This is a genomic window from Azospirillaceae bacterium (genome assembly GCA_028283825.1).
GTDB lineage: Bacteria > Pseudomonadota > Alphaproteobacteria > Azospirillales > Azospirillaceae > Nitrospirillum.
This window is the reverse complement of record JAPWJW010000005.1, coordinates 302,526-323,864: the sequence shown is the minus strand read 5'-3', so window position 1 is coordinate 323,864 and position 21,339 is coordinate 302,526. Positions and strand designations below refer to the sequence as shown.

Annotated in this window: 5 protein-coding genes; 2 read left to right on the top strand and 3 right to left on the bottom strand. The window is 68.2% G+C overall.

What is annotated here, in order from left to right:
- Positions 1–55 precede the first annotated feature (55 nt).
- On the top strand, positions 56–976 hold the full coding sequence (locus PW843_28030) for a LysR family transcriptional regulator (protein ID MDE1150415.1): 921 nt from the start codon (positions 56–58) through the stop codon (positions 974–976).
- On the top strand, positions 973–2,682 hold the full coding sequence (locus PW843_28025; protein ID MDE1150414.1) for a DUF4166 domain-containing protein: 1,710 nt from the start codon (positions 973–975) through the stop codon (positions 2,680–2,682). The genes PW843_28030 and PW843_28025 overlap by 4 nt, the downstream gene beginning before the upstream one ends.
- A 61-nt stretch (positions 2,683–2,743) precedes the next feature.
- On the opposite strand, the gene PW843_28020 is transcribed toward PW843_28025, so the two are convergent.
- From PW843_28020 to PW843_28010, 3 genes are all read right to left on the bottom strand, one after another.
- Positions 2,744–5,377 carry an autotransporter domain-containing protein gene (locus PW843_28020; GenBank protein ID MDE1150413.1) on the bottom strand — a complete coding sequence of 878 codons (2,634 nt, stop codon included), beginning with the start codon at positions 5,375–5,377 and terminating at the stop codon, positions 2,744–2,746.
- Between the two features lie 2,501 nt (positions 5,378–7,878).
- Positions 7,879–14,145 (bottom strand): hypothetical protein, encoded by a 6,267-nt coding sequence (locus PW843_28015; protein ID MDE1150412.1) that lies wholly within the window; start codon positions 14,143–14,145, stop codon positions 7,879–7,881.
- A 606-nt stretch (positions 14,146–14,751) separates the two neighbouring features.
- A complete protein-coding gene (locus PW843_28010) occupies positions 14,752–21,312 on the bottom strand; it encodes a hypothetical protein (protein MDE1150411.1) in 6,561 nt (2,186 codons plus the stop codon).
- Between the last annotated feature and the right edge of the window lie 27 nt (positions 21,313–21,339).

Genomic DNA, 21,339 nt, shown 5'->3' with positions numbered 1-21,339 from the left:
ATAATCGGCGATCTGTTATCATCAGCCGATAGCATGGTTATCAGATGAGAATGACATGGATCGCCTGACCGGCATGGCGGTGTTCGTCGCGGCGGTGGAGGCTGGCAGCCTGAGCGCCGCCGCCCGCCGCTTCGGCCTGTCGGCCTCCATGGCGGGCAAGCACGTCGCCGCGCTGGAGGCCGACCTGAACGCCCGCCTGATGCAGCGCAGCACCCGTCGGCTGACGCTGACGGAGGTGGGGCAAGCCTATTACGCCCGCTGCCAACACATCCTGGAGGAGGTCGATGACGCCCGGCGGGAGGCGATCGAGGCCCAGCAGACGGTGCGCGGCGTGTTGCGCCTCGCAGCGCCCGTGACCTTCGGCGCCCTGCATCTGGGCGGGGTGGTGGGCACGTTCCTGGACCAGCATCCCGGCGTGACCGTGGAGATCGCGCTGAGCGACCGGCATGTGGATTTGCTGGCGGAGGGCATCGACGTCGCCATCCGCATCGGCCGGCTGCGCGATTCCGACCTGGTGGCCCGACGGCTGGCCCCTTGCCGCATGGTGTTCTGCGCCGCCCCGGCCTTCCTGGCGCGACACGGCACGCCCAGGACCATCGAGGCGATGCGTCCCCTGCCCCGCCTGGCCTTCAGCGACGCCGTCTCGGCCGGGGACTGGACCGCCATCGACGCGCAGGGCCGGCCCCACATGATCGACGGCCCGGTGCGCATGGCGGCCGACAACATGCAGATGCTACTGGCGGCCGCGTTGGCCGGCGCCGGCGTGACCTACGGCCCCAGCTTCGTCTTCAGCGCGCACCTCGCCACCGGCGACCTGGTGGCCCTGCTGCCCGACCACCGGACGATGGACCTGGCCATCCACGCCGTCTATCCCTCCCGCCGCCACGTGCCGCTGAAGCTGCGCCGCTTCGTCGACCACCTGGCCGCCAGCTTTGGAGAGGTGCCGCCATGGGATCTCAAGGAGGGGACGGCATGACCGGGACCGAATTGAGGGTGCTGATCATCGGCGGCTACGGCACCTTCGGCGGCCGTATCGCCACCCTGCTGGCGGATGAGCCGGGCCTCACCCTGCTGATCGCCGGCCGGTCGGGCGCCAAGGCCGCCGCCTTCCGCGCCAGCTTGGCACCATTGAAGGGGGCTACCCGCCTGGTCCCGCTGGCGTTTGATCGGGATGGCGACTTGGCCGCTCAACTGGGTGCGGCCGCCCCTGATCTGGTGATCGACGCCACCGGCCCCTTCCAAATCTATGGCGCAGCACCCTATCGCGTGGTGCGGGCCTGCATCGACCTTGGCATCCCCTACATCGACCTGGCGGACGGCACTGATTTCGTGACCGGCATCGCCGCCTTCGATACGGCGGCCAAGGCGGCCGGCGTGCCGGTCCTGTCCGGCGTCAGCAGCTTCCCCACCCTGACCGCCGCCGTGGTCCGGCACCTGGTGCCGGGGTGGACCCGGGTGGCGGACATCGTGGCCGGCGTCGCCCCGTCCCCCCACGCCGTGGTGGGGCCCAACGTGCTGCGCGCCATCGCCAGCTACGCCGGCCAGCCCGTTCCCCTGGTCCGCGACGGCCGCCCCGCCACGGGCCAGGCGATGACGGAAACGCGGCGCCTGACCATCGCGCCACCGGGCTATCCGCCCCTGCGCAGCACCCGCTTTTCCCTGGTGGCGGTGCCGGACCTGAGCGTCCTGCCGCCCCTGTGGCCGGGCCTGCGCTCCATCTGGGTGGGCGCGGGCACGCGACCGGAAAGCGTGCACCGGGTGATGAACGCGCTGGCGTGGCTGGTGCGCCTGAGGGTGCTGCGCAGCCTGTCGCCGCTGGCCCCGCTGTTCGTCTGGGGTGCGGGACGGCTGCGCTGGGGTGAACATCGCGGCGGCATGGTGGTGGCCGTCACCGGCCGCGACGCCCAGGACCAGCCGGCCGAACGATCCTGGCACATGGTGGCGGAGGGTGACGACGGCCCCTACATTCCCGCCATGCCGGCCGTCGCCCTGGTGCGGCGATGGCTGGCGGGCCAAGTGCCGGAACCCGGCGCGCGGGCGTCGGTCACCGATCTGGACCTGGCCGACTACACCCCGCTGTTCGCCGCCCGCGCCATCCATACCGGCGTGCGCGAGACACCGCCGCCCGATGCACCACTGTTCCAACGGGTGCTGGGCAACGCCTGGGAAACGCAGCCCACGGCCTGGCGCCGCCTTCACACCGTATCATCCACCGGCCTGACCGCCAGCGGCCGGGCGTCGGTGGAACGGGGCCGTGGGCCCCTGGCCCGCCTGGCGGCGCGCCTGGGCGGCTTTCCCCCCGCCAGCCCGGATTGCCCGGTCAGCATCACCATGACCCGAGCGCCCGACGGTGGCGAACTGTGGCGGCGCGACTTCGCCGGCCACCGCTTCGCCAGCCGGCAAGGCCTGGGCCGGGGCCGCAACGCCCATCTGGTGGTGGAAAGTTTCGGTCCCGCCGCGTTCGCCTTCGCCCTGGTGCGCGGCGACGGAAAGGTGACGCTGGCCCTGCGCCGCTGGACCCTGTTCGGCCTGCCCCTGCCGCTCTGGCTGGCGCCGCGTACGCAGGCGTTCGAGACGGTGGAGGCGGCGCCAGACGGCGACCGCTTCCGTTTCGACGTCCGCCTCAGCCATCCGCTGGCCGGGCTGATCGTGCATTACCGGGGCTGGCTGCGGCCCGAATGAGAAACGGGCCCTGGGACGGATAAGGTCACCCCTTCCGTCCCAGGGCCCGCCTTCAGCCCCCTTAGAAGTTCCAGCTGGCGCGCAGGACGCCGGCGTGGCTCTGGTAATCGCTGCGCAGGTCGCCGTTGTATTCCAGCCGCAGGCTGAGACCGTCGCCCTTGGCCAGGGTGGCGCCCAAGGCTATGGCGACACCATCGGCGCTGATCCGGCCCGTGGTGCTGGCGAAGCTGACGCCACCCAGCACCGCCGTGGTCGAGACCGGGCCGCTGAGGTAATCGTGCACCCACGCCAGCTTCAGGTCCGGCAACAGGCGGCCGAAGGCGGTGTCGACGCCCGTGTCCAGCTTGAAGCCCAATTCCTGCTCCAGACTGTTCGTCGCCATGGCGCCGACAGCCAGATCCAGCACGCCGGCGTCATGTTCGCTGTAGGCGTGGTTGGTCAGGCGGCTGGCCTGCAGGCTCCATTGCGGCGTCAGGGTGAAGCCGTTGTGGTCCGGCATGGCATAGCCCACCGTCACCTTGCCCACATACTGCTCCCCACCATAGTTGGCGTTGGCGCGGGCGCCCAGGAAGTCGATGTCACGACGCTGGTCGTAGTGGTTGTAGCCGAACGCCACCTGGCCCTGGACCGACAGCCGCTGTTCGGCGAAGTCCGGCCGCCAGACGCTGTAGGCCGTCAGCTGGTAACTGCCCACCCGCGTCAGGCTGCCGGCGGTGTCGCCCTGGCCCACCGCGGCGCTGTTCAGCCAGCTGAACGCCAATCCGGCCATGACCTCGCGGTTGATGTACCAGTCGCCACCCAGGACGATGCCCGCACTGCTGGCGCGGTAGCCGGCCGCGTCCGTGGCGTTGGCGCGGAGCGCGCCGCCGCCCAGGATTTCGCCCCACAGCACGCCGTTCATGGTGCCGTCGCCAGCTGCCGCGCCGCCCTTGCCATAGCTGTCCATCAGGCCCGCCACCGTCTGCTGGTGCTGGCTGATAGCCGTGGTGGTCGGCGTGAACAGGGTGGTGGTCAGCTGGGGCGTCAACTGGTTGGGGGCCAATTGGGCCACCGCCACCTGCTGCGCCTTGCCCGTCAGGCTGGACAGCGGGTTCAGGACCGCCGCCTGGAAGGCCTGTGCCGCCGCGCTGGTGTTCACCGCGATCTGGTCCAGCGCCACGCCGGTGCCCACCGCCGCGCCGCCTTCGGCCCGGCCGATGGACGCGTAACGCACCGCTGGTGGCGTGGTCGTGCCGGAACCCGACGAACCACCCGTGCCCGTGGAACCGCCCGTGCCGGTGCCACTGTCGCCACCGCTACCCGTATCGGTGCCTGTGCCGGTCCCGCTGCCGGTGGTACCGGTGCTGGCGGTGTTCAGCGTCAGCACCAGGTCGGTCTTGCCGCCGCTGGTGATGGTGCTGCTGGTCACCGTGTAGCCGGCGGCCGTCAGCACCAGGTTGCTGGTCGTCAGACCGGTGCCCGCCGACACGATGGTATAGCTGCCGGCCGACAGGTCGCCCTTCAGCGTAACGGAACCACCGGTCAGGCTGGCCGATCCGCTGATCACCAGGCTGCCGTAGCTGCTGGTGCTGGCGACGCCGATCACCAGGTTGCCCGCCGTCTGGCTGTAGCTGCCGGTGATGTTGATGGCGTTGTTCACCAGCAGGGTCGCCCCGCTGTTCACCACACTGTGGCTGCCGACATTGATGTTGTCGTTCAGCAACAGGGTGCCGGAGACGAAGCGCAGGTCGGCCAGGGTGTTGGTGATCTGGCCGATGCCACCGTTGCTGCCCGTCAGGGTGCCCGGCGCATCGTCCGTGCCGCCGCTGATCGACAGATCGTTGGTCGAGTAGTTGGCGATGTCGCCGACGATGGCGCCGGTGACCGACAGGGCCCCCAGCGTGCCGGTGCTGGCGATGTACAGCGCCGTGGCGCCGCCGGCCGTGTTGGCCAGGGTGCCGGTGACGTTCAGGCTGTCCAGGCTGCCGCCGATGTAGTCGTTGCCGGCCACGCCCAACAGGGTGTTGCCGCTGATCGACGCGATGCCATCCAGGCCGGTGATGCCGCTGGTGACGGTGGCACCGGTGTAGCTGGAGCCCTCGCCACCCTGGATCAGGGCGACGCTGTCACCCACGAAGTAGTTGTCCTTGGACGACAAGCCGGCCGAAACCGTGCCGCCGGTGACCACCGCCGCCCCACTGACAGTCAGCACATGGCCGTTGACGTTCAGGCTGCCGCCGGTCTGGCCGTAATCACCGGTGACCGCCACGCCGCCGGCCAGCGTCAGGTTGGCGCCGGCGTTGGTGACCGTGTGGCCGGTCACGTCGATGGCATCACCCAGGCTGAGATCGCCCGAGGCGAACACCAGGTTGCTGTTGGCGTTGCTGATGGTGCCACCGGTGAGGACGCCCACCGTGCCGTCGGAACCGCCGGTGATGACCAGGTCATTGGCGCTGGTGTTGACCACGTTGCCGGCAATCATGCCGCTGTTGGCCACCGTGCCCAGGCTGCCGCTGTTGTAGATGGCCCAGTTGGCGCCGCTGATGGTGCCGCTGTTGACCAGGGTGCCGATGGTGCCCCGGTTGTAGACGCCGGTCGACGCGCCGGTGATCAGGCCGGCGTTGGACAGGGTGCCGATGCTGCCGCCGTTGCCGACGCCGACATACTGGCCGCTGATCACGCCGCCGACGCCGTTGGCCCAGCGTGCCGATGCCACCCTTGTTGTTCAGGCCCCAGCCACCGCTGATGGTACCGGTGTTGGACAGGCTGCCGATGACGCCGTCGCTGCCGTTGTAGATGCCCGACGACGGGCCGCTGATGCTGCCGCTGTTGGACAGCAGGCCGATGGTGCCCTGGTTCAGCACGCCGGAATACTGGGCGCCGCTGATCACGCCGCTGTTGTTCAGGCTGCCGATGGTGCCCAGGTTGAGCACGCCGTAGGCGTCACCGGCCAACACGCCGCTGTTGCTGACGGTGCCGACGGTGCCGGTACCGGCGACATAAGCGGCCGTGGCCACGTTCGCGATGGTGCCGGTGTTGTCCAGGTTGGCCAGCATGCCGCCGACATAGTCGTTGGCCTGCGACAGCAGCAGGTCGACGGTACCGCCGATGGTGACCACGCTGGTCGCCACCGCCAGCCCGGTGATGCCGCTGGTGATGTCCACGCCGGTGTAGCTGGAACCAGCCCCACCCTGCACCAGGGTGCCGGTGCCGCTGCCCGCCAGGTAGTTGCCCGCCGCGTCCAACTGGGTGGTGGTGATGGCGCCGCCACTGATGCTGGCGACCCCGCTGACCACCAGGGTGTAGGTGCCCAGCGCCAGCGTGCCCGTCGCCTGGCTGTAGTTGCCAGTGATACTGACCGTGCCGGCCAGATCCAGGGTGGCGCCGTTGTTCACCACCGTATGCGTGCCGACATCGATGGCGTCGCCCACCACCTGGCTGCCGCCCGCGAACACCACGTTGCTGGCCGTGTTGCTGATGGTGCCGCCCGTCAGCGTGCCGCCCGTGCCGGTCAGCACTAAGTCGGTCGCTGAAAGGTTGACCACGTTGCCGACGATGGTGCCGCTGTTGGCCACGGTCCCCAGGGCACCGCGGGTGTACAGCGCCGTGGGGGCGCTGATCAGGCCGGCATTGGTCAGCGTGCCGATGGTGCTGTCGCTGCCCACGAAGATGCCCAGGACACCGCCGCTGATGGTGCCGCTGTTGACCAGCGCGCCCACCGTGCCATCGACCAGGGAGATGGCGCTCATCCCGCCGGACATCAGGCCGTTGTTGACCACGCTGCCGATGGCGCCCTCGTTACCCAGTTCCAGCGCCTGGTTGGTGCCGGCAATGGTGCCGTCGTTGACCAGGGCGCCGATGGTGCCGGAGTTCCAGATGGCCATGTCGGCGGTGATCAGGCCGCTGTTGTGCAGCGTGCCCAGGGTGCCGAAGTTGGCGACGCCGCCGCTGGCGCCACCGGCGACGGTGCCGCTGTTGTCCAGCAGGCCCAGGGTGCCGGCGTTGCCGATGCCCACATTGCCGCCGCTGATCAGCCCGCTGTTGTTCAGGGTGCCCAGGGTGCGTTCCACCCAGATGGCGCCGGTGCCGCCGGTGATGGTGCCGGCGTTGGCCAGCACATCCACCGGCCCGTCGGCCCAGACGCCGACGGTGCCGCCGATGCTGCCCTGGTTGTTCAGGGTGCCCAGGGTGCCCAGGACCTGCACGCCATAGGCGCTGCCGGTCAGGACGCCGGTGTTGCTGAGCGTGGCCAGGGTGCCCCTGGCCCCCACCGCCACCGCCGTGGTGGCGTTGATGGTGCCGGTATTGGCCAGGTTGCCATAGACGGTGCCGATGTAATCGCTGATCGCCGTGACCACCAGGTCGGTGGCGGTGCCGTTGGCGATGGTCGCCAGGACGCCGTTGCTGGCGGTCACGCCGCTGACGGTCAGGCCGCCGGCCGCCTCCAGCACCGTGCGGCTGTCACCCACGATGACGTTGCTGTCGGTGGCCGCCGCCGCGCTGACGCTGCCGCCGGTCAGGTTGGCGGAACCGGTGACCACCAGTTCGCCACCCACGCCGGCGGACAGGCCGCCGGCCGCCTGGCTGTAATTGCCGCTGACGGTGACGATGCTGGCCAGCACGACGGTCGCGCCGTTGTTCACCAGCGTGCCCGACACCAGGCTGACCGTGTCGTTCAGCAGCAGGTTGCCGGACGATAGAACGACATTGCCGCCGTTGGGCAGGCTGATGGTGCCCAGCGTGCCGCCGGCATTCCCGGTGAACGTGCCCACCGTGCGGCCTGTGCCACCGGCGATGGTCAGGTCGCCGCCGCTGGCGTCCACGACGTTGCCGGCGATGATGCCGCTGTTGGCCAGCAGGCCGAGGGTGCCCTGGTTGTAGATGGCGGTCTGGCCGCCGGTGATCAGGCCGGCGTTGGACAGGGTGCCGATGCTGCCGCTGTTGCCGACGCCGACATACTGGCCGCTGATGACGCCGCCGACACCGTTGGCGAGCGTGCCGATACTGCCCTTGTTGTTGACGCCCCAGCCACCGGCGATGGTGCCGGTGTTGGACAGGCTGCCGATCGTACCGCCGGTGCCGTTGTAGACGCCCGACGACGGGCCGGTGATGGTGCCGCTGTTGGACAACCAGCCGATGGTGCCCTGGTTGAGCACGCCGGAATACTGGGTGCCGATGAGGGCGCCGCTGTTCTGCAGCGTGCCGATGCTGCCGGCGTTATAGACCCCGTCCAGGCCGCTGACCGTGCCGCTGTTGGCCAGCGTCCCGATGGTGCCGCCCTGGTTGTAGACGCCCAGCGACGCGCTGGAGATCAGGCCGCTGTTGGCAAGGGTACCGATGCTGGCGAGGTTCCAGACGCCCACCGGAGTGTCGCCGGCGGTGTCCAGGATGGTGCCGGCGTTGCTGAGCAAGCCGATGGTGCCGGCGGCATTGTAGATGGCGCCCGAGGCGCCGACGATGGTGCCGGTGGCACTGTTGACCAGCGTGCCGATGGTGCCGCGGGCGAAGTTGTAGATCGCGGCATGCGTGCTGGCGGTGATCAGGCCGTCGTTGACCAGGGTGCCCAGGATATGGCTGTTGGCGACGGCGTACTGGCCGCTGCTGCTGATGGTGGCGCCCATGCTGTTGTCCAGCAGGGTGACCGTGCCGGTGCTGTAGACGGCGTTCCCCTGGGCGAGGATGGCGCCGCCGTTGATCAGCGTGCCGATCGTCGTGCTGCTGACCACACCCAGCGAGCCCGTGATGGTGCCGCCGTTGGTCAGCAGGTCCACCGTGCCGGTGTTCTGGATGCCCGCGTTGGTGCCCGCGATCGTCCCCTCGTTGTCCAGGGTGCTGATCGAGCCCCCGTTCAGAACGGCATAGACGTTGCCGCCCAAGGTGCCGCTGTTGGTCAGCAGGCCCAGCGTGCCGCCCGACACGATGCTGACGCCATAGCGGGTGCCCACCAGGGTGCCGCTGTTGGCCAGGGTGCCCAGGCTGCCGGTGGACGCCACCAGCACGCCGGTGGTGGAGTGGATGACGCCGCCGGCGGCGTTGCCCAGGCTGTCGTAGCTGCCGCCGATGTAGTTGCCGGTCTGGGTCAGCACCAGTTCCTGGTAGCTGCCGTTGGTGACCGTGGTATAGGCGGCGTTGGTGGCCGTCAGGCCGCTGACCACCAGGGTCCCGGCCTCCAGGATGGTGTAGCTGGTGCCCGACAGCACGTTGGTGGTGCCGGTGGCGGCGACGACGGCGGTGTCGATCAGGCTGCCGCCGGTGATGCGGGCCGTGCCGGTGACCACCAGTTCCTGGTCGCCCACCACCAGGGCGCCACCCGTCTGGGTGTAGTTGCCGGTGATGGTGACATTCGTCACCGTCAGGCTGCTGCCGCTGTTGACCAGCGTGCCGCTGGCCAGCCGGACCGCGTCGTCCAGCAGGACATTGCCCGACGCCAGCACCACGTTGCCGAGGGTGTTGGTGATCGTGCCCTGGCTGCCGGCCGCATAACCGGTGAAGGTGCCCACGGCGGTACCGGTGCCGCCGGTAATGGTCAGGCTGCCGCCGGTGTTGACGATGTCGCCGGCGACGACGCCGCTGTTGGACAGGGCGCCAAGGGTGCCGCTGTTGTGGATGGCGGCGATGCTGCCGCTGATCGTGCCGCTGTTGGACAGCGTGCCGACGGTACCGATGTTGTAAAGGCCGGTGGCGCCGCCGATGCTGCCGACCGTTGGACAGCAGCGCCAGCGTGCCGCTGTTGTTCACCCCCACCGCGCCGCCGGTGATGGCGCCGGTGTTGACCAGGGTGCCCAAGCTGGCGGCGTTCAGGACGCCGCTGCCATCGCCATGGATGCTGCCGCTGTTGGTCAGCAGATCCAGGGTGCCGGTGAGGTTGGCGACACCGGCGGCGTTGGCGCCGGTGGCCAGGATGACGCCGCCGTTGGACAGCGTGCCCAGGGTCCCGTAGTTGGCGACGCCGGCGACGGCACTGCTGCCGCTGGCGGTGATGGTGCCGCCGATGCTGTTGACCAGCAGGCCCAGCGTGCCCGCGTTGGCCACGGCGGCGATGCTGGTGCCGCCGGCGACCGAGATGAGGCCGGTGTTGACCACGGTGTCCAGGACGCCGTCGCTGTAGATACCGGCGTAGCCGCCGCTGATGGTGCCGGCGTTCGACACCAGGCCGATGGAACCATCGACGGAGAGCCCGGTCGACGCGCCGGTGATCAGGCCGGCGTTGGTCAGCGTGCCGATGCTGCCGCGGCCCCCGATGCCGACATCCTGGCCGCTGACGACGCCGCCGATGCTGTTCACCAGCGTGCCGATGCTGGTCCGGTTGTCGATGCCCCAACCGCCGGCGATGGTGCCGCTGTTGGACAGGCTGTCGATGATGCCGGCCTTGTTGTAGATGCCGGTCGACGGGCCGCTGATGGTGCCGCTGTTGGACAGCCAGCCGATGGTGCCGGTGTTGCGCACGCCGGAAGCCTGCTGGCTGACGATGGCGCCATTGTTGACCAGCGTGCCGATGCTGCCGCCATCGTTGTAGATGCCGGTATTATAGGCGCTGACCTGGCCGTTGTTGACCAGCGTGCCGATGGCGCCGGTGTTGTGCACGGCGGTATTGCCGCCGGTGATGGTGCCACCGTTGGACAGGGTGTCGATCGTGCCGGCGTTCTCGATACCGTATTGCCCGCCGGTGATCAGCCCGTCGTTCGTCAGCACGGCGATGGTGTTGCTGGTCTTGATGCCATCGTTCAGGGCGGTGATGACGCCGCCGATGCTGTTCACCAGGGTGCCGATGACGCCGTCGCTGAACAGGCCGTTCCCCAGGGTACTGGTCGCGATGATGCTGCCGCCGTTCAGCAGGGTGCCGATGGTGCCGTCGTTGACGATACCGCTCTGGCCGCTGATGACACCGGTGTTGGCCAGCAGGCCGATGGAGTCGCCGGACAGGTTGAAGACACCCATCCAACCGGCCAGGGTGCCGACGTTGGACAGGGTACCGATGCCCCCCTCGTTCCGCACGGCGGCGGAGGACGTGGCGGTGATGGCGCCATCGTTCTGCAGGGTGCCGATGGTGCCGCCGTGGTTATAGACGCCGTAATAGGCGGAGGCGATGGTGCCGCCGTTGTCCACCAGGCCGATGGTGCCCTCGTTGAACACGCCCGCACCGGTCACCGCCAGCGTGCCGGTGTTGGACAGGGTGCCCAGGGTACCGGTGGTGGCGACGATCACGGCGGTGGTGGAGTTCACCAGGCCGGTCTTGCCCAGACTGCCGTAGACGGTGCCGATATAGTCGCCGGTCTGCGTCTCCACCAGGTCGACATAGGCGCCATTGGTGACGGTGGTGAAGCTGTTGTTGAAGGCCGACAGGCCGTCGGTCACCACCGTCCCGGCCTCGACAATCGTGGCGCTGGTTCCGGCGAACACGTTGACGGCGCCGGTGGCGGCGGGAAGGGCGGTGGCGGAGATGACGCCGCCAACGATGCTGGCCGTGCCGGTGACCAGCAGCGGCTGGCTGCCCACCACCAGGGAACCGCCCGACTGGGTGTAGTTGCCGACGATGGTGATGCCGGTGACCGTCAGGCCGGCGCCGTTGTTGACCAGGGTGCCGGAGGCCAGGTTGACCGCGTCGTTCAGCAGGATGTCGCCCGACGCCAGCACCACGTTGGAAACGGTGCTGGCGATGGTGCCCTGGCTGCCCGCGGCATAACCGGTGAAGGTGCCCACGGTGCCATTGGTGCCGCCGGCGATGGTCAGGGCGTGGGCGCTCAGCACATCACCGGCGACGGTACCGGTGTTGGTCAGCAGGCCCAGGGTGCCGGTGCTGGCGATGGCGTAGCGGCTGCCGCTGACGGTGCCCGCGTTGGCCAGGGTGCCCAGCACACCAGCGTTGTAGACACCGATGCTGCCGGTGATCGACCCATCGTTGATCACGGTGCCAATGGTGCCGGCATAGACGTAGACGCCGGCCGTGCGGGCGGAAATGGCGCTGTTGTTGACCAGCGTGCCGATGCTGCCGGTGCTGAAGACGCCGCCCATACCGCTGGCGCCGATGCTGCCGTCGTTGACCAGCACACCGATGGTGCCGGCGTTGCCGACACCGAACTGGCCCGAGATGCTGTCCTGATTGCTCAGCGTGCCGATGGTGCCGTAGTTGGAGACGCCGGTCGTGGTGCCCACGATGTCGCCGCTGTTGACGAAGGTGCCGATGCTGCCGCCGACGGTGTTGGAAACGGCGGTCTTGCCCGAGACGCCGCCCTGATTGGCCAGCGTCCCGATGTAGCCGGAGTTGGAGACGCCGATCGTGACGCCAGCGATGTCGCCGCCGTTGCTCAGGATGCCGATGGTGCCGCCGGTATAATTGAAGACGGCCGCCGCGGTACCCGTAAGGGTGCCGCCAACCCCGTTGGTCAGGGTGTCGATGGTGCCGCTGCTATAAACGGCATATCTGCCCGAGACGCTTCCCGCATTGGACAGCGCGCCGACATGGCCGGTGTTGTAGATGCCGCCCGAAGCGCCCGTGATGGTGCCGCTGTTGGAAAGATTGCCGACGGCGCCGGCGTTCTGGATGCCATAGCCGGAACGGCCGGTGGCCGCGACGATGCCGGCGTTGGTCAGCGTGGCGATGCTGCCGGTGGCAAGGTTGTAGATGCCGGTGTCGCCGGCGGTGACGAGGCCGCCCGCGTTGTTGGCCAGGATGGTCATGAGACCGGCATTGCGCACGCCGGCGCCGTAACCCGAGATCGTGCCGCCGATGCTGTTCACCAGCGTGCCCAGCGTGCCGCCCACGGTGTTGTAGACACCGTACGCCCGGCCGCCGATGCTGCCGCTGTTCGCCAGGGTGCCGATGCTACCGCTGTTGTAGAGACCGGTGCCGGTGCTGCCGGTGAGGGCGCCCGCGTTGTTGAGTGTGCCGATCACGCCGGCGTTGCTGACGCCCACGGTGCCGCCGACGACGGTGCCGCCGGCGGCGTTGACCATCAGGGTGATGGTGTGGCCGCTGCTGTTGGCGGCACCCACGCTGCCGCCGTGGATGGTGCCGGCGATGCTGTTGACCAGGGTGCTGACCGCGCCGTCGTTGCTGATGCCCACCAGGCTGCCGAAGATGGTGCCGTCGTTGGACAGGGCGCCCAACACGCCCACGTTATGGATGCCGGCGGTACGGCTGGCGGTGATCAGGCCGCTGTTGGCCAGCGTGCCGATGTTGCCGTTGTTGTAGACACCGGAGCTGTGGCCGGAAATGGTGCCGCCGATGCTGTTGACCAGCGTGTTGATGGAGCCGTTGTTCCAGATGCCGTCATAGTTGGTGGCGGTGATGGTACCGCCGTTCAGCAGCGTGCCGATGGTGCCGCGGTTGTGAATGCCGCTGCTGCCGCTAATGGTGCCGTCGTTGGACAGCGTGCCGATGCGGGCGGAGGTTGTGTTGGCGATGCCGGAGTTGGCACCGGAGATGAGGCCGCCGACGCCGTTGCTCAGCAGGGTGATGGTACCGCTGTTGAAAATGGCGGCGGCGCCCGAGGCAGCGATGGTGCCGGTATTGACCAGCGTACCCATCACCTCGCTGTTGTTCACGCCGTAATCATCAATGCCGCTGGCGGAAATGAGACCGCTGTTGGTCAGGGTGTATAGCGTGCCGCTGTTGCCTACAGCGCCGCTATAGCCGTAGACGGCGGTGCCGCCGAGGGCCTTGATGGTGCCGGCGTTGACCAGCGTGCCAAGGATGCCGCCTTGATAGTTGTTCACGGCGACAGAAGCGCCGGAGATGACGGCGCCAACGCTGTTGACCACGGTTCCAATGAGGCCACCGCCGTTGTTCCAGATGGCCGACCAACTGGTGCCGACAATGGAACCGCTGTTCAGGATGACGCTGATCGTGCCGCCATTGGAAATGGCGCTGCCGCCACCAAGAAGGACGCTGTTGGCCAGCGTAGCGATCTGGCCCGTGTTGGCGAGGGCGAGGCCCCCGATGCTGCCGCTGATCGTGCCGCTGTTGGACAGCAGGCCGATGTAGCCGCCATTCCCTATCACCTCGTTCGTACTCGCCGTCGCGATCCGGCCGAGGTTGGACAGCGTGTTGATGGTGCCGAAATTCACCAGGACGTAATTGACGGCTGTAATGGTGCCGGTGTTGAGCAAAAGCCCCACGTTGCCATTGTAATTGTTACTGAAGCCGATCGCACTGACGGCGCCCCTTATGAGACCGTCGTTTTCCAGCGTGCCGATGGTGGCGCTGTTGCCCAATACCGTCGTATTGCCACCGGTGACGATGATGGCGCCGGCCGCGGTCACCACATAATCGGACAGGTTGGTGGTGACGGTCTGGCGGGTGGTCAGCGTGGTGCTGATGGTGGTCTGCGCCTGGGCGGACAAGGGTGCCGCCAATCCGATGCCCACGGCCAGCAGCGAGGCGCCGGCCAGCAATCGGCCCCGGTTGCCCTGGACGGTGCCCTGTTCCGCCGCACCATGAGTCACAGCGCCAGCAACGCCGACGTTCGCAATCCGCCCCATCATTCCCACCTTCACAGAATATTCCCAACCCCGGGGCGCCCGTTCAGACGCAGCCCCCCAGGCGCCACTGAACCCGGAGTATTGTTTCAGCCCCCTAACCGATCAACCAGGATGTTAACGGCATGCGTCAATGAACGGTGGAAAATGCGCATTAAATTGCCGCATCCACTTTATGACGAAATCTGATTTCGCGGAAAATCCGCACAAACAACTAAATCATATACGCTTATTACTAGATGTTATTACTTGTGACGAGATGTGATTGCAATTTTATCCTAAACTTGTATGCACATCGTGGCCGTGGGCTATGCTTCTGCTTGATGCCATCCCGAGTCGCGCCATCCGCTGGCGAGGCTTCTGACCGGCATCCGGACAAAAAAGCCCCCCCCCCGCCCGGTTGCCCAGGCGGGGGTTTGGCAGTCGCGATGTCAGGCTATCCTATACGCGCGGCATTTGAACGTGACCGTTCAAATGCCCCCTCACACGCCGGGCGCCAGCATCCGCTGGCTTGGGCTTCCTCGCTTTCCAGTCCGCTACGCTTCCCGGAAAGCTCCGGCGGTCCCGGTCGGGACCTACAGCGGCACGAGTCAAACACGCGTGCCGCTGGTGTTAGAAGTTCCAGCTGGCGCGCAGGACGCCGGCGTGGCTCTGGTAATCGCTGCGCAGGTCGCCGGTGTACTCCAGCCGCAGGCTGAGGTTGTCGCCCTTGGCCAGGGTGGCGCCCAGGCCGATGGCGACACCGTCGGCGCTGACCCGGCCCGTCGTGCTGGCGAAGCTGACGCCGCCCAGCACGCCGGTGGTGCTCACCGGGCCGCTGAGATAGTCGTGCACCCACGCCAGCTTCAGGTCCGGCAGCAGTCGGCCGATGCCGGTGTTGAAGACCGTATCCAGCTTGAAGCCCACTTCCTGGCTCAGGCTGTTGGTGGTCATGGCGTCGACCGCCAGGTCGGCCACGCCGGCGTCATGTTCGCTGTAGGCGTGGTTGGTCAGGCGGGCGGCCTGCAGGCTCCACTGCGGCGTCAGGGTGAAGCCGTTGTGGTCCGGCATGGCATAACCCACCGTCACCTTGCCCACATACTGCTCCCCGCCGTAATTGGCGTTGGCGCGGGCACCCAGGAAGTCGATGTCGCGACGCTGGTCATAGTGGTTGTAGCCGAACGCCACCTGGCCTTGAACCGACAGCCGCTGTTCCGCGAAGTCCGGACGCCAGGCGCTGTAAGCGGTCAGCTGATAGGTCGCCACCCGCGTCAGGCTGCCGGCCGAAACGCCCTGGCCCACCGCGTCGCTGTTCAGCCAGCTGAACGCCAGGCCGGCCATGACTTCCGGATTGATGTACCAGTCGCCGCCCAGCACGATGCCGCCGCTGCTGGCGCGATAGCCCGCCGCGTCGGTGGCGTTGGCGCGCAAGGCGCCGCCGCCCAGGATTTCGCCCCACAGCACGCCGTTCATGGTGCCGTCGCCGGCCGCCGCACCCGTCTGGCCGTAGCTGTCCATCAGGCCCGCCACCGTCTGCTGGTGCTGGCTGATGGCGGTGGTGGTGGGCGTGACCACCGTGGCGGTGAGCTGCGGCGTCAGCTGGCTGGGGGCCAATTGGGCCACCGCCACCTGCCGCGCCGTGCCCGTCAGGCTGTTCAGCGGGGTCAGGATGGCGCTCTGCACCGCCTGGGCAGCATTGCTGCCGCTGGCCGCGATCACGTCCAGCGCCGCACCGGTACCCACCGCCGCACCGCCCTGGGCCTGGCCCACCGCCGTGTAGTTGGTGCTGGGCTTGGTCGTGGTGGTCGTGCCACTGCCCGTGCTGCCGCTGCCCGTGTCGGTCCCGGTGGTGTCTGTGCCGGCCGTGCCGGTCCCCGTGCCCGTCCCGCTGGTCCCGGTACCCGAACTGGTCGTGCCGGTGCTGGCCGTGCTGAGGGTCAGCACCAGGTCGGTCTTGCCGCCGCTGGTGACGGTGGAACTGGTCACCGTGTAGCCGGCGGCGGTCAGGACCAGGTTGCTGGTCGCCAGGCTGGTGCCGGCGGACACGATGGTGTAGCTGCCAGCCGCCAGCGAACCGCTGGTGGCCTTCAGCGTGACACTGCCGCCCGTCAGGCTGGCGCTGCCGCTGATCACCAGGCTGCCGTAGCTGCTGGTGCTGGCAACACCGATCACCAGGCTGCCCGCCGTCTGGCTGTAGCTGCCGGTGATGTTGATGGCGCTGTTGACCAGCAGGGTCGCACCACTGTTGACGACGCTGTGGCTGCCGACGTTGAGGTTGTCGTTCAGCAGCAGGGTGCCGGAGACAAAGCGCAGGTTGGCCAGGGTGTTGGTGATCTGGCCAATGCTACCCGAACCGCCGGTCAGGGTGCCCGGCGCATCATCGGTGCCGCCGCTGATGACCAGGTCGTTGCTGGAATAGTTGGTGACGGCACCGATGATGGTACCGCTGTCGACCAGTGCGCCCAGCGTGCCCCCCGCCTCGATCACCAGGGCATTGGGGCCCAGGATGGTGCCACTGTTCACCAGGGTGCCGATGCTGCCGGCATCGACGATGGCGCTGGCGCTGGCCAGGATGGTGCCGCTGTTCACCAGGCTTTCGATGGCGCTGGCGTTGTACAGGCCGGTCCAGGCCGTCAGCGTGCCGCTGTTGTTCAGCAGGCCGATACCGCCGTAATTGCGGATGCCGAAGCCGGACGCGCTGCTGATCAGCCCGCTGTTGTCCAGCGTGCCCATGGCGCCGCCGTTGTAGACGGCCCAGGCGGAACGGTTCGCCAGGGTGCCGTTGTTGGTGAAGGTCCCGATGCTGCCGGCGGCGGCCACGTACAGGGGGACGCCGTTGGTGAGGGAGATGGTGCCGTTGTTGACGGCGGACGCCAAGGTGCCGCCGATATAGTCGTTGGCCGCCACCGCCAGCAGGGTGTCGCCGCTGGTGACGCCGGAGGTGGTCAGGCCGCCCACGCCGCTGGCGACCTGGGACGGGGCATAGCTGGAACCAGCACCGCCCTGGACCAGGGTGGCGCTGTCACCCGCCAGATAGTTGGCCGTGGCGGACAGGCCGGCATCGACCACGCCGCCGCTGATGACGGCGGTCCCGCTGACGTTCAGCACATGGCCGGCGACAGCCAGGGTTCCGGCCGACTGGCTATAGTTGCCGGTCACCGCCACGTCGGCGGCCAGGGTCAGGTTGGCGCCGGCGTTGGTGACCGTATGGCCGGTCACGTCGATGGCATCATCCAGGCTGAGGTCGCCGGACGCGAACACCAGGTTGGCGGCCGCGTTGCTGATGGTGCCGCCGGTGAAGACGCCCACGGTGCCGTTGGAACCGCCCACAATCACCAGATCGTTGGCGCTGGTGTTCACCACGTTGCCGGCGATGGTGCCGCTGTTGGCCACCGTGCCCAGGCTGCCGCTGGTGTACAGCGCCGTGGCGCCGCTGATCACGCCGCTGTTGTTGAGGCTGTCGATGGTGCCGCGGTTGTACAGGCCGTAAGCCTCACCGCTGATCGTGCCCCGGTTGTCGACCAGGCCGATGCTGCCCTGGTTATACAGGCCGGAGGCCTGGTACGACGGGGCGTCCACCAGCGAACCGGTGTTCAGCACCGTGCCGATGGTGCCCTGGTTGTACAGGCCCACGACGCCCGTGACCGTGCCGCTGTTGGTCAGCAGGCCGACGGAGCCGACGTTGCGGATGCCGAAGCGGGTGCCGTCCAGGACGCCGCTGTTGCTGAGGGTGCCGATGGTGCCGGTGGCGGCGACATAGGCGGCCGTCTGCACGCTGGCGATGGTGCCGGTGTTGTCCAGGTTGGCGAGCGTGCCGCCGACATAGTCGTTGGCCTGCTGCAGCAGCAGGTCGACGGTGCCGCCGATGGTGACGACGCTGGTCGCGACCTCCAGCCCGGTGATGCCGCTGGTGATGTCCACGCCGGTGTAGCTGGAGCCCGTGCCGCCCTGGACCAGGGTGCCGGTGCCGCTGCCCGCCAGGTAGTTGCCGGCGGCGTCCAGCTGGGTGGTGGTGATGGCACCGCCACTGATGCTGGTGACACCGCCGACCACCAGGGTGTAGGCGCCCAGCGCCAGGGTGCCGGTGGCCTGGCTGTAGTTGCCGGTGATGCTGACCGTGCTGGCCAGGTCCAGGGTGGCGCCGCTGTTGACCACCGTGTGGGTGCCGACGTCGATCGCGTCGTTCAGCTGGGTGGTGCCGGAGGCGAACACCACGTCGGCGCCGGTGCTGCGGATGGTGCCCTGGCTGCCGGCGGTGTAGCCGGTGAGGGTGCCCACCGTCCCGCCGCTGCCGCCCACGATGGTCAGGGCGGTGGCCGACTTGTTCTCGATGTCGCCGGCGATGGTGCCGCTGTTGACCAGGGTGCCCAGGGTGCCGTTGGTGCCGACATAGACGGCCGACGCGCCGGTGATCAGACCGCTGTTGTTCAGCGTGCCCAGGAAGTGCTGGCTGATCGCGACGGCGGTATAGCTGCCGGACAGCGTGCCGCTGTTCATCAGGACGCCCAGCGTGCCGCTGGCCGCCACCTGCACCGCCACGTCGGCGGAGGTCACGGTACCGCTGTTGATCAGGGTGCCCAAGGTGCCCGAGACCCGGACGCCGGTGAGGCTGCCGGAAATGACGCCGCTGTTGTCAACGGTACCGCCGATGCCGGCAACCTGGACGCCGGCGCCGCCGGTGATGGTGCCGCTGTTCGACAGCGTCCCCAGGGTGCCCAGCATATCGACGCCGACGGACGAGCCGGCGATGGTGCCGCTGTTCGACAGGGTGCCCAGCGTGCCGGTGCTGGCGACATAGACGCCGTAGGTGGCGCCGATGCTGCCGGTGTTGCCGATGCTGGTGAGATTGCCGCCGACATAGTCGCTGGTCAGCAGCGCCTGCAGCACCTTCACCGTCGCGGTGGAGGAGACGGGGCTGCCCTCGCTCAACGACAGCACGGTGCCGCTGGTGACGGTGGTGGCCGCGATGGCGCCGACCTTGGCGCCGGTGACGGCGACCTGCGCGCCGGTGTAGCTGGACAGGGTGGAACCCTGGACCAGGTCGACGGTCTGGCCCGCCAGGTAGTTGGCGGTGGACGACAGGCTGCCCTTCACCGTGCCGCCGGTGATGCTGGCGGTGCCGCTGACCACCAGTTCCGCCCCGCTGCGCAGAACGACGTTGCCGGCACTCTGGCTGTAATTGCCGATGATGTTGGTGGTGGTGGCCAGCGTCAGGCTGGCACCGTTATTCACCACCGTGTGGCTGTCGGTGACGAGAAGGTCGTTCACCAGCAGGTTGCCGGAGGCGAACACCAATTCGGCGTTCTCGCTGGTGAGGGTGCCCTGGCTGCCGGCATAGCCAGTCAGGGTGCCGATGGTGCTGCCCGAACCACCCGCGATGGTCAGGGCGTTGGCCGACCGGTTGGTGATGTCGCCGGCGATGGTGCCGCTGTTGACCAGCGTGCCGATGCTGCCCTGCGAGCCGAGATAGAGGGCGGCGGTCGACTGGCCGCTGATGGTGCCGCTGTTGTTCAGCGTGCCGATGCTGCCGCGCACATCCAGCGCGATGGATTCGGCGCTGATCGTGCCGCTGTTGGCCAGGGTGTTGACCACGCCGGACAGGTAGATGGCCGTGCTGGCGCCGCGGATCAGGCCGGCGTTGCTGAGCGTACCGATGGTGCCGGGGATCCACATGCCGGTCCGGCCACCGATGGTGGCGCCGACGCTGTTGGCCACATAGCCCAGGGTGCCCTGGACGACGACGCCGTAGTTGGTGCCGGCGATGGTGCCGCTGTTCGACAGCGTGCCCAGCGTGCCGGTGCTGCCCACATAGACGCCGTAGGTGGCGCCCAAGGTGCCGGTGTTGCCGATGCTGCCCAGGGTGCCGCCGACATAGTCGCTGGTCAGCTGCGCCTGCAGCACCTTGACCGTCGCGGCGGCGGAGACGGGGCTGCCCTCGCTCATCGACAGCACGGTGCCGGTCGTCGTGATGGTGGCGACGGCGGCGCCGACCTGCGCGCCGGTGACCGTGACCTGGGCCGCCGCATAGTTGGACAGGGTCGAGCCCTGGACCAGGTTGATGGTCTGACCCGCCAGGTAGTTGCCGGTGGAGGCCAGCGAGGCCTTGACGGCGCCGCCGGTGATGCTGGCGTTACCGTTGACCACCAGTTCGCCGCCGCCACTCACGATCAGGCTGCCGGCGCTCTGGCTATAGTTGCCGATGACGTTGACGACGCTGGCCACCGTCAGGGTGGACCCACTGTTCACCACCGTGTGGCCGGTGGCGTTGATCAGGTCGTTCACCAGCAGGTTGCCGGAGGAGAAGACCAGGTTGGCGGCGGTGCTGGTGATGGTGCCCTGGCTGCCGGCGCTGTAGCCGGTCAGCGTGCCGACCGTGGTGCCGGCACCGCCCGCGATGGTCAGGGCGGTGGGCATGTCGATATCGCCGGCGATGGTGCCGCTGTTGATGAGGGTGCCGATGGTACCGCCATCTGAATAGATGGCGTCCCGGCCGCCGCTGATCACACCGCTGTTGGCCAGCGTTCCGATGGTGCCGGCGGAGGTGATGTATACGCCGTAGGTCTGGCCCTGGATGGTCCCTGTGACGCTGTTGTTCAGCGCGCCAATCTTGCCGTGGTAAACCTGAACGCCGGTAGAATAAATGTAGGAAGAAAAAGTACCACCCTGGGCCGTGATGAGGCCGCTGTTGTTCACGGTGTTGATGGTGCCGTACGTGTAAACGCCGCTCTTCGGGGCACTAATCGTACCGCTGTTCGACAGGGTGCCAAGGGTACCGGAATTGTTGAAGCCGTTGCCACTGACCGCCACGATGGTGCCGCTGTTGATCGCGGCCGTCATCACGCCGGAATTGAAGGCACCGTAGACGCCGGAAATATACCCCTGGTTCAGCAGGGTGCCGACCGTGCCGCTGGCGTACACGCCACTGGAGATGGTGGAATCATCGAAGCCGCCGGTGCTAGTGATTGTGAGGTTGCCACCGGTCCAGGTTGCCCCACACGCGCTCTGGCTGGAGACGATCGACGTGGAGGTAATGGTGGCGACGCAAGCCGCCATTGCCGGTTCGGCCACGGCCGGCGTCAGCAGCAGGAGCGACACCCCCGCCAGCAGGCGCGCCCGGCTGCTCCGCAGCACCGAACCCTGCCCCACAACCGCACCACCCGTGCGCGCGCCAACCTTCACAGAGCGTCCCATCATCCCATCCATCTCGGTCATGTCGCCGTT

What these genes read in the sequence shown, in the direction of transcription:
- PW843_28010 (MDE1150411.1), bottom strand. Translation starts at nt 21,312, where the DNA reads ATGATGGGACGCTCTGTGAAGGTTGGCGCGCGCACGGGTGGTGCGGTT.
- PW843_28025 (MDE1150414.1), top strand. Translation starts at nt 973, where the DNA reads ATGACCGGGACCGAATTGAGGGTGCTGATCATCGGCGGCTACGGCACC.
- PW843_28015 (MDE1150412.1), bottom strand. Translation starts at nt 14,145, where the DNA reads ATGATGGGGCGGATTGCGAACGTCGGCGTTGCTGGCGCTGTGACTCAT.
- PW843_28030 (MDE1150415.1), top strand. Translation starts at nt 56, where the DNA reads ATGGATCGCCTGACCGGCATGGCGGTGTTCGTCGCGGCGGTGGAGGCT.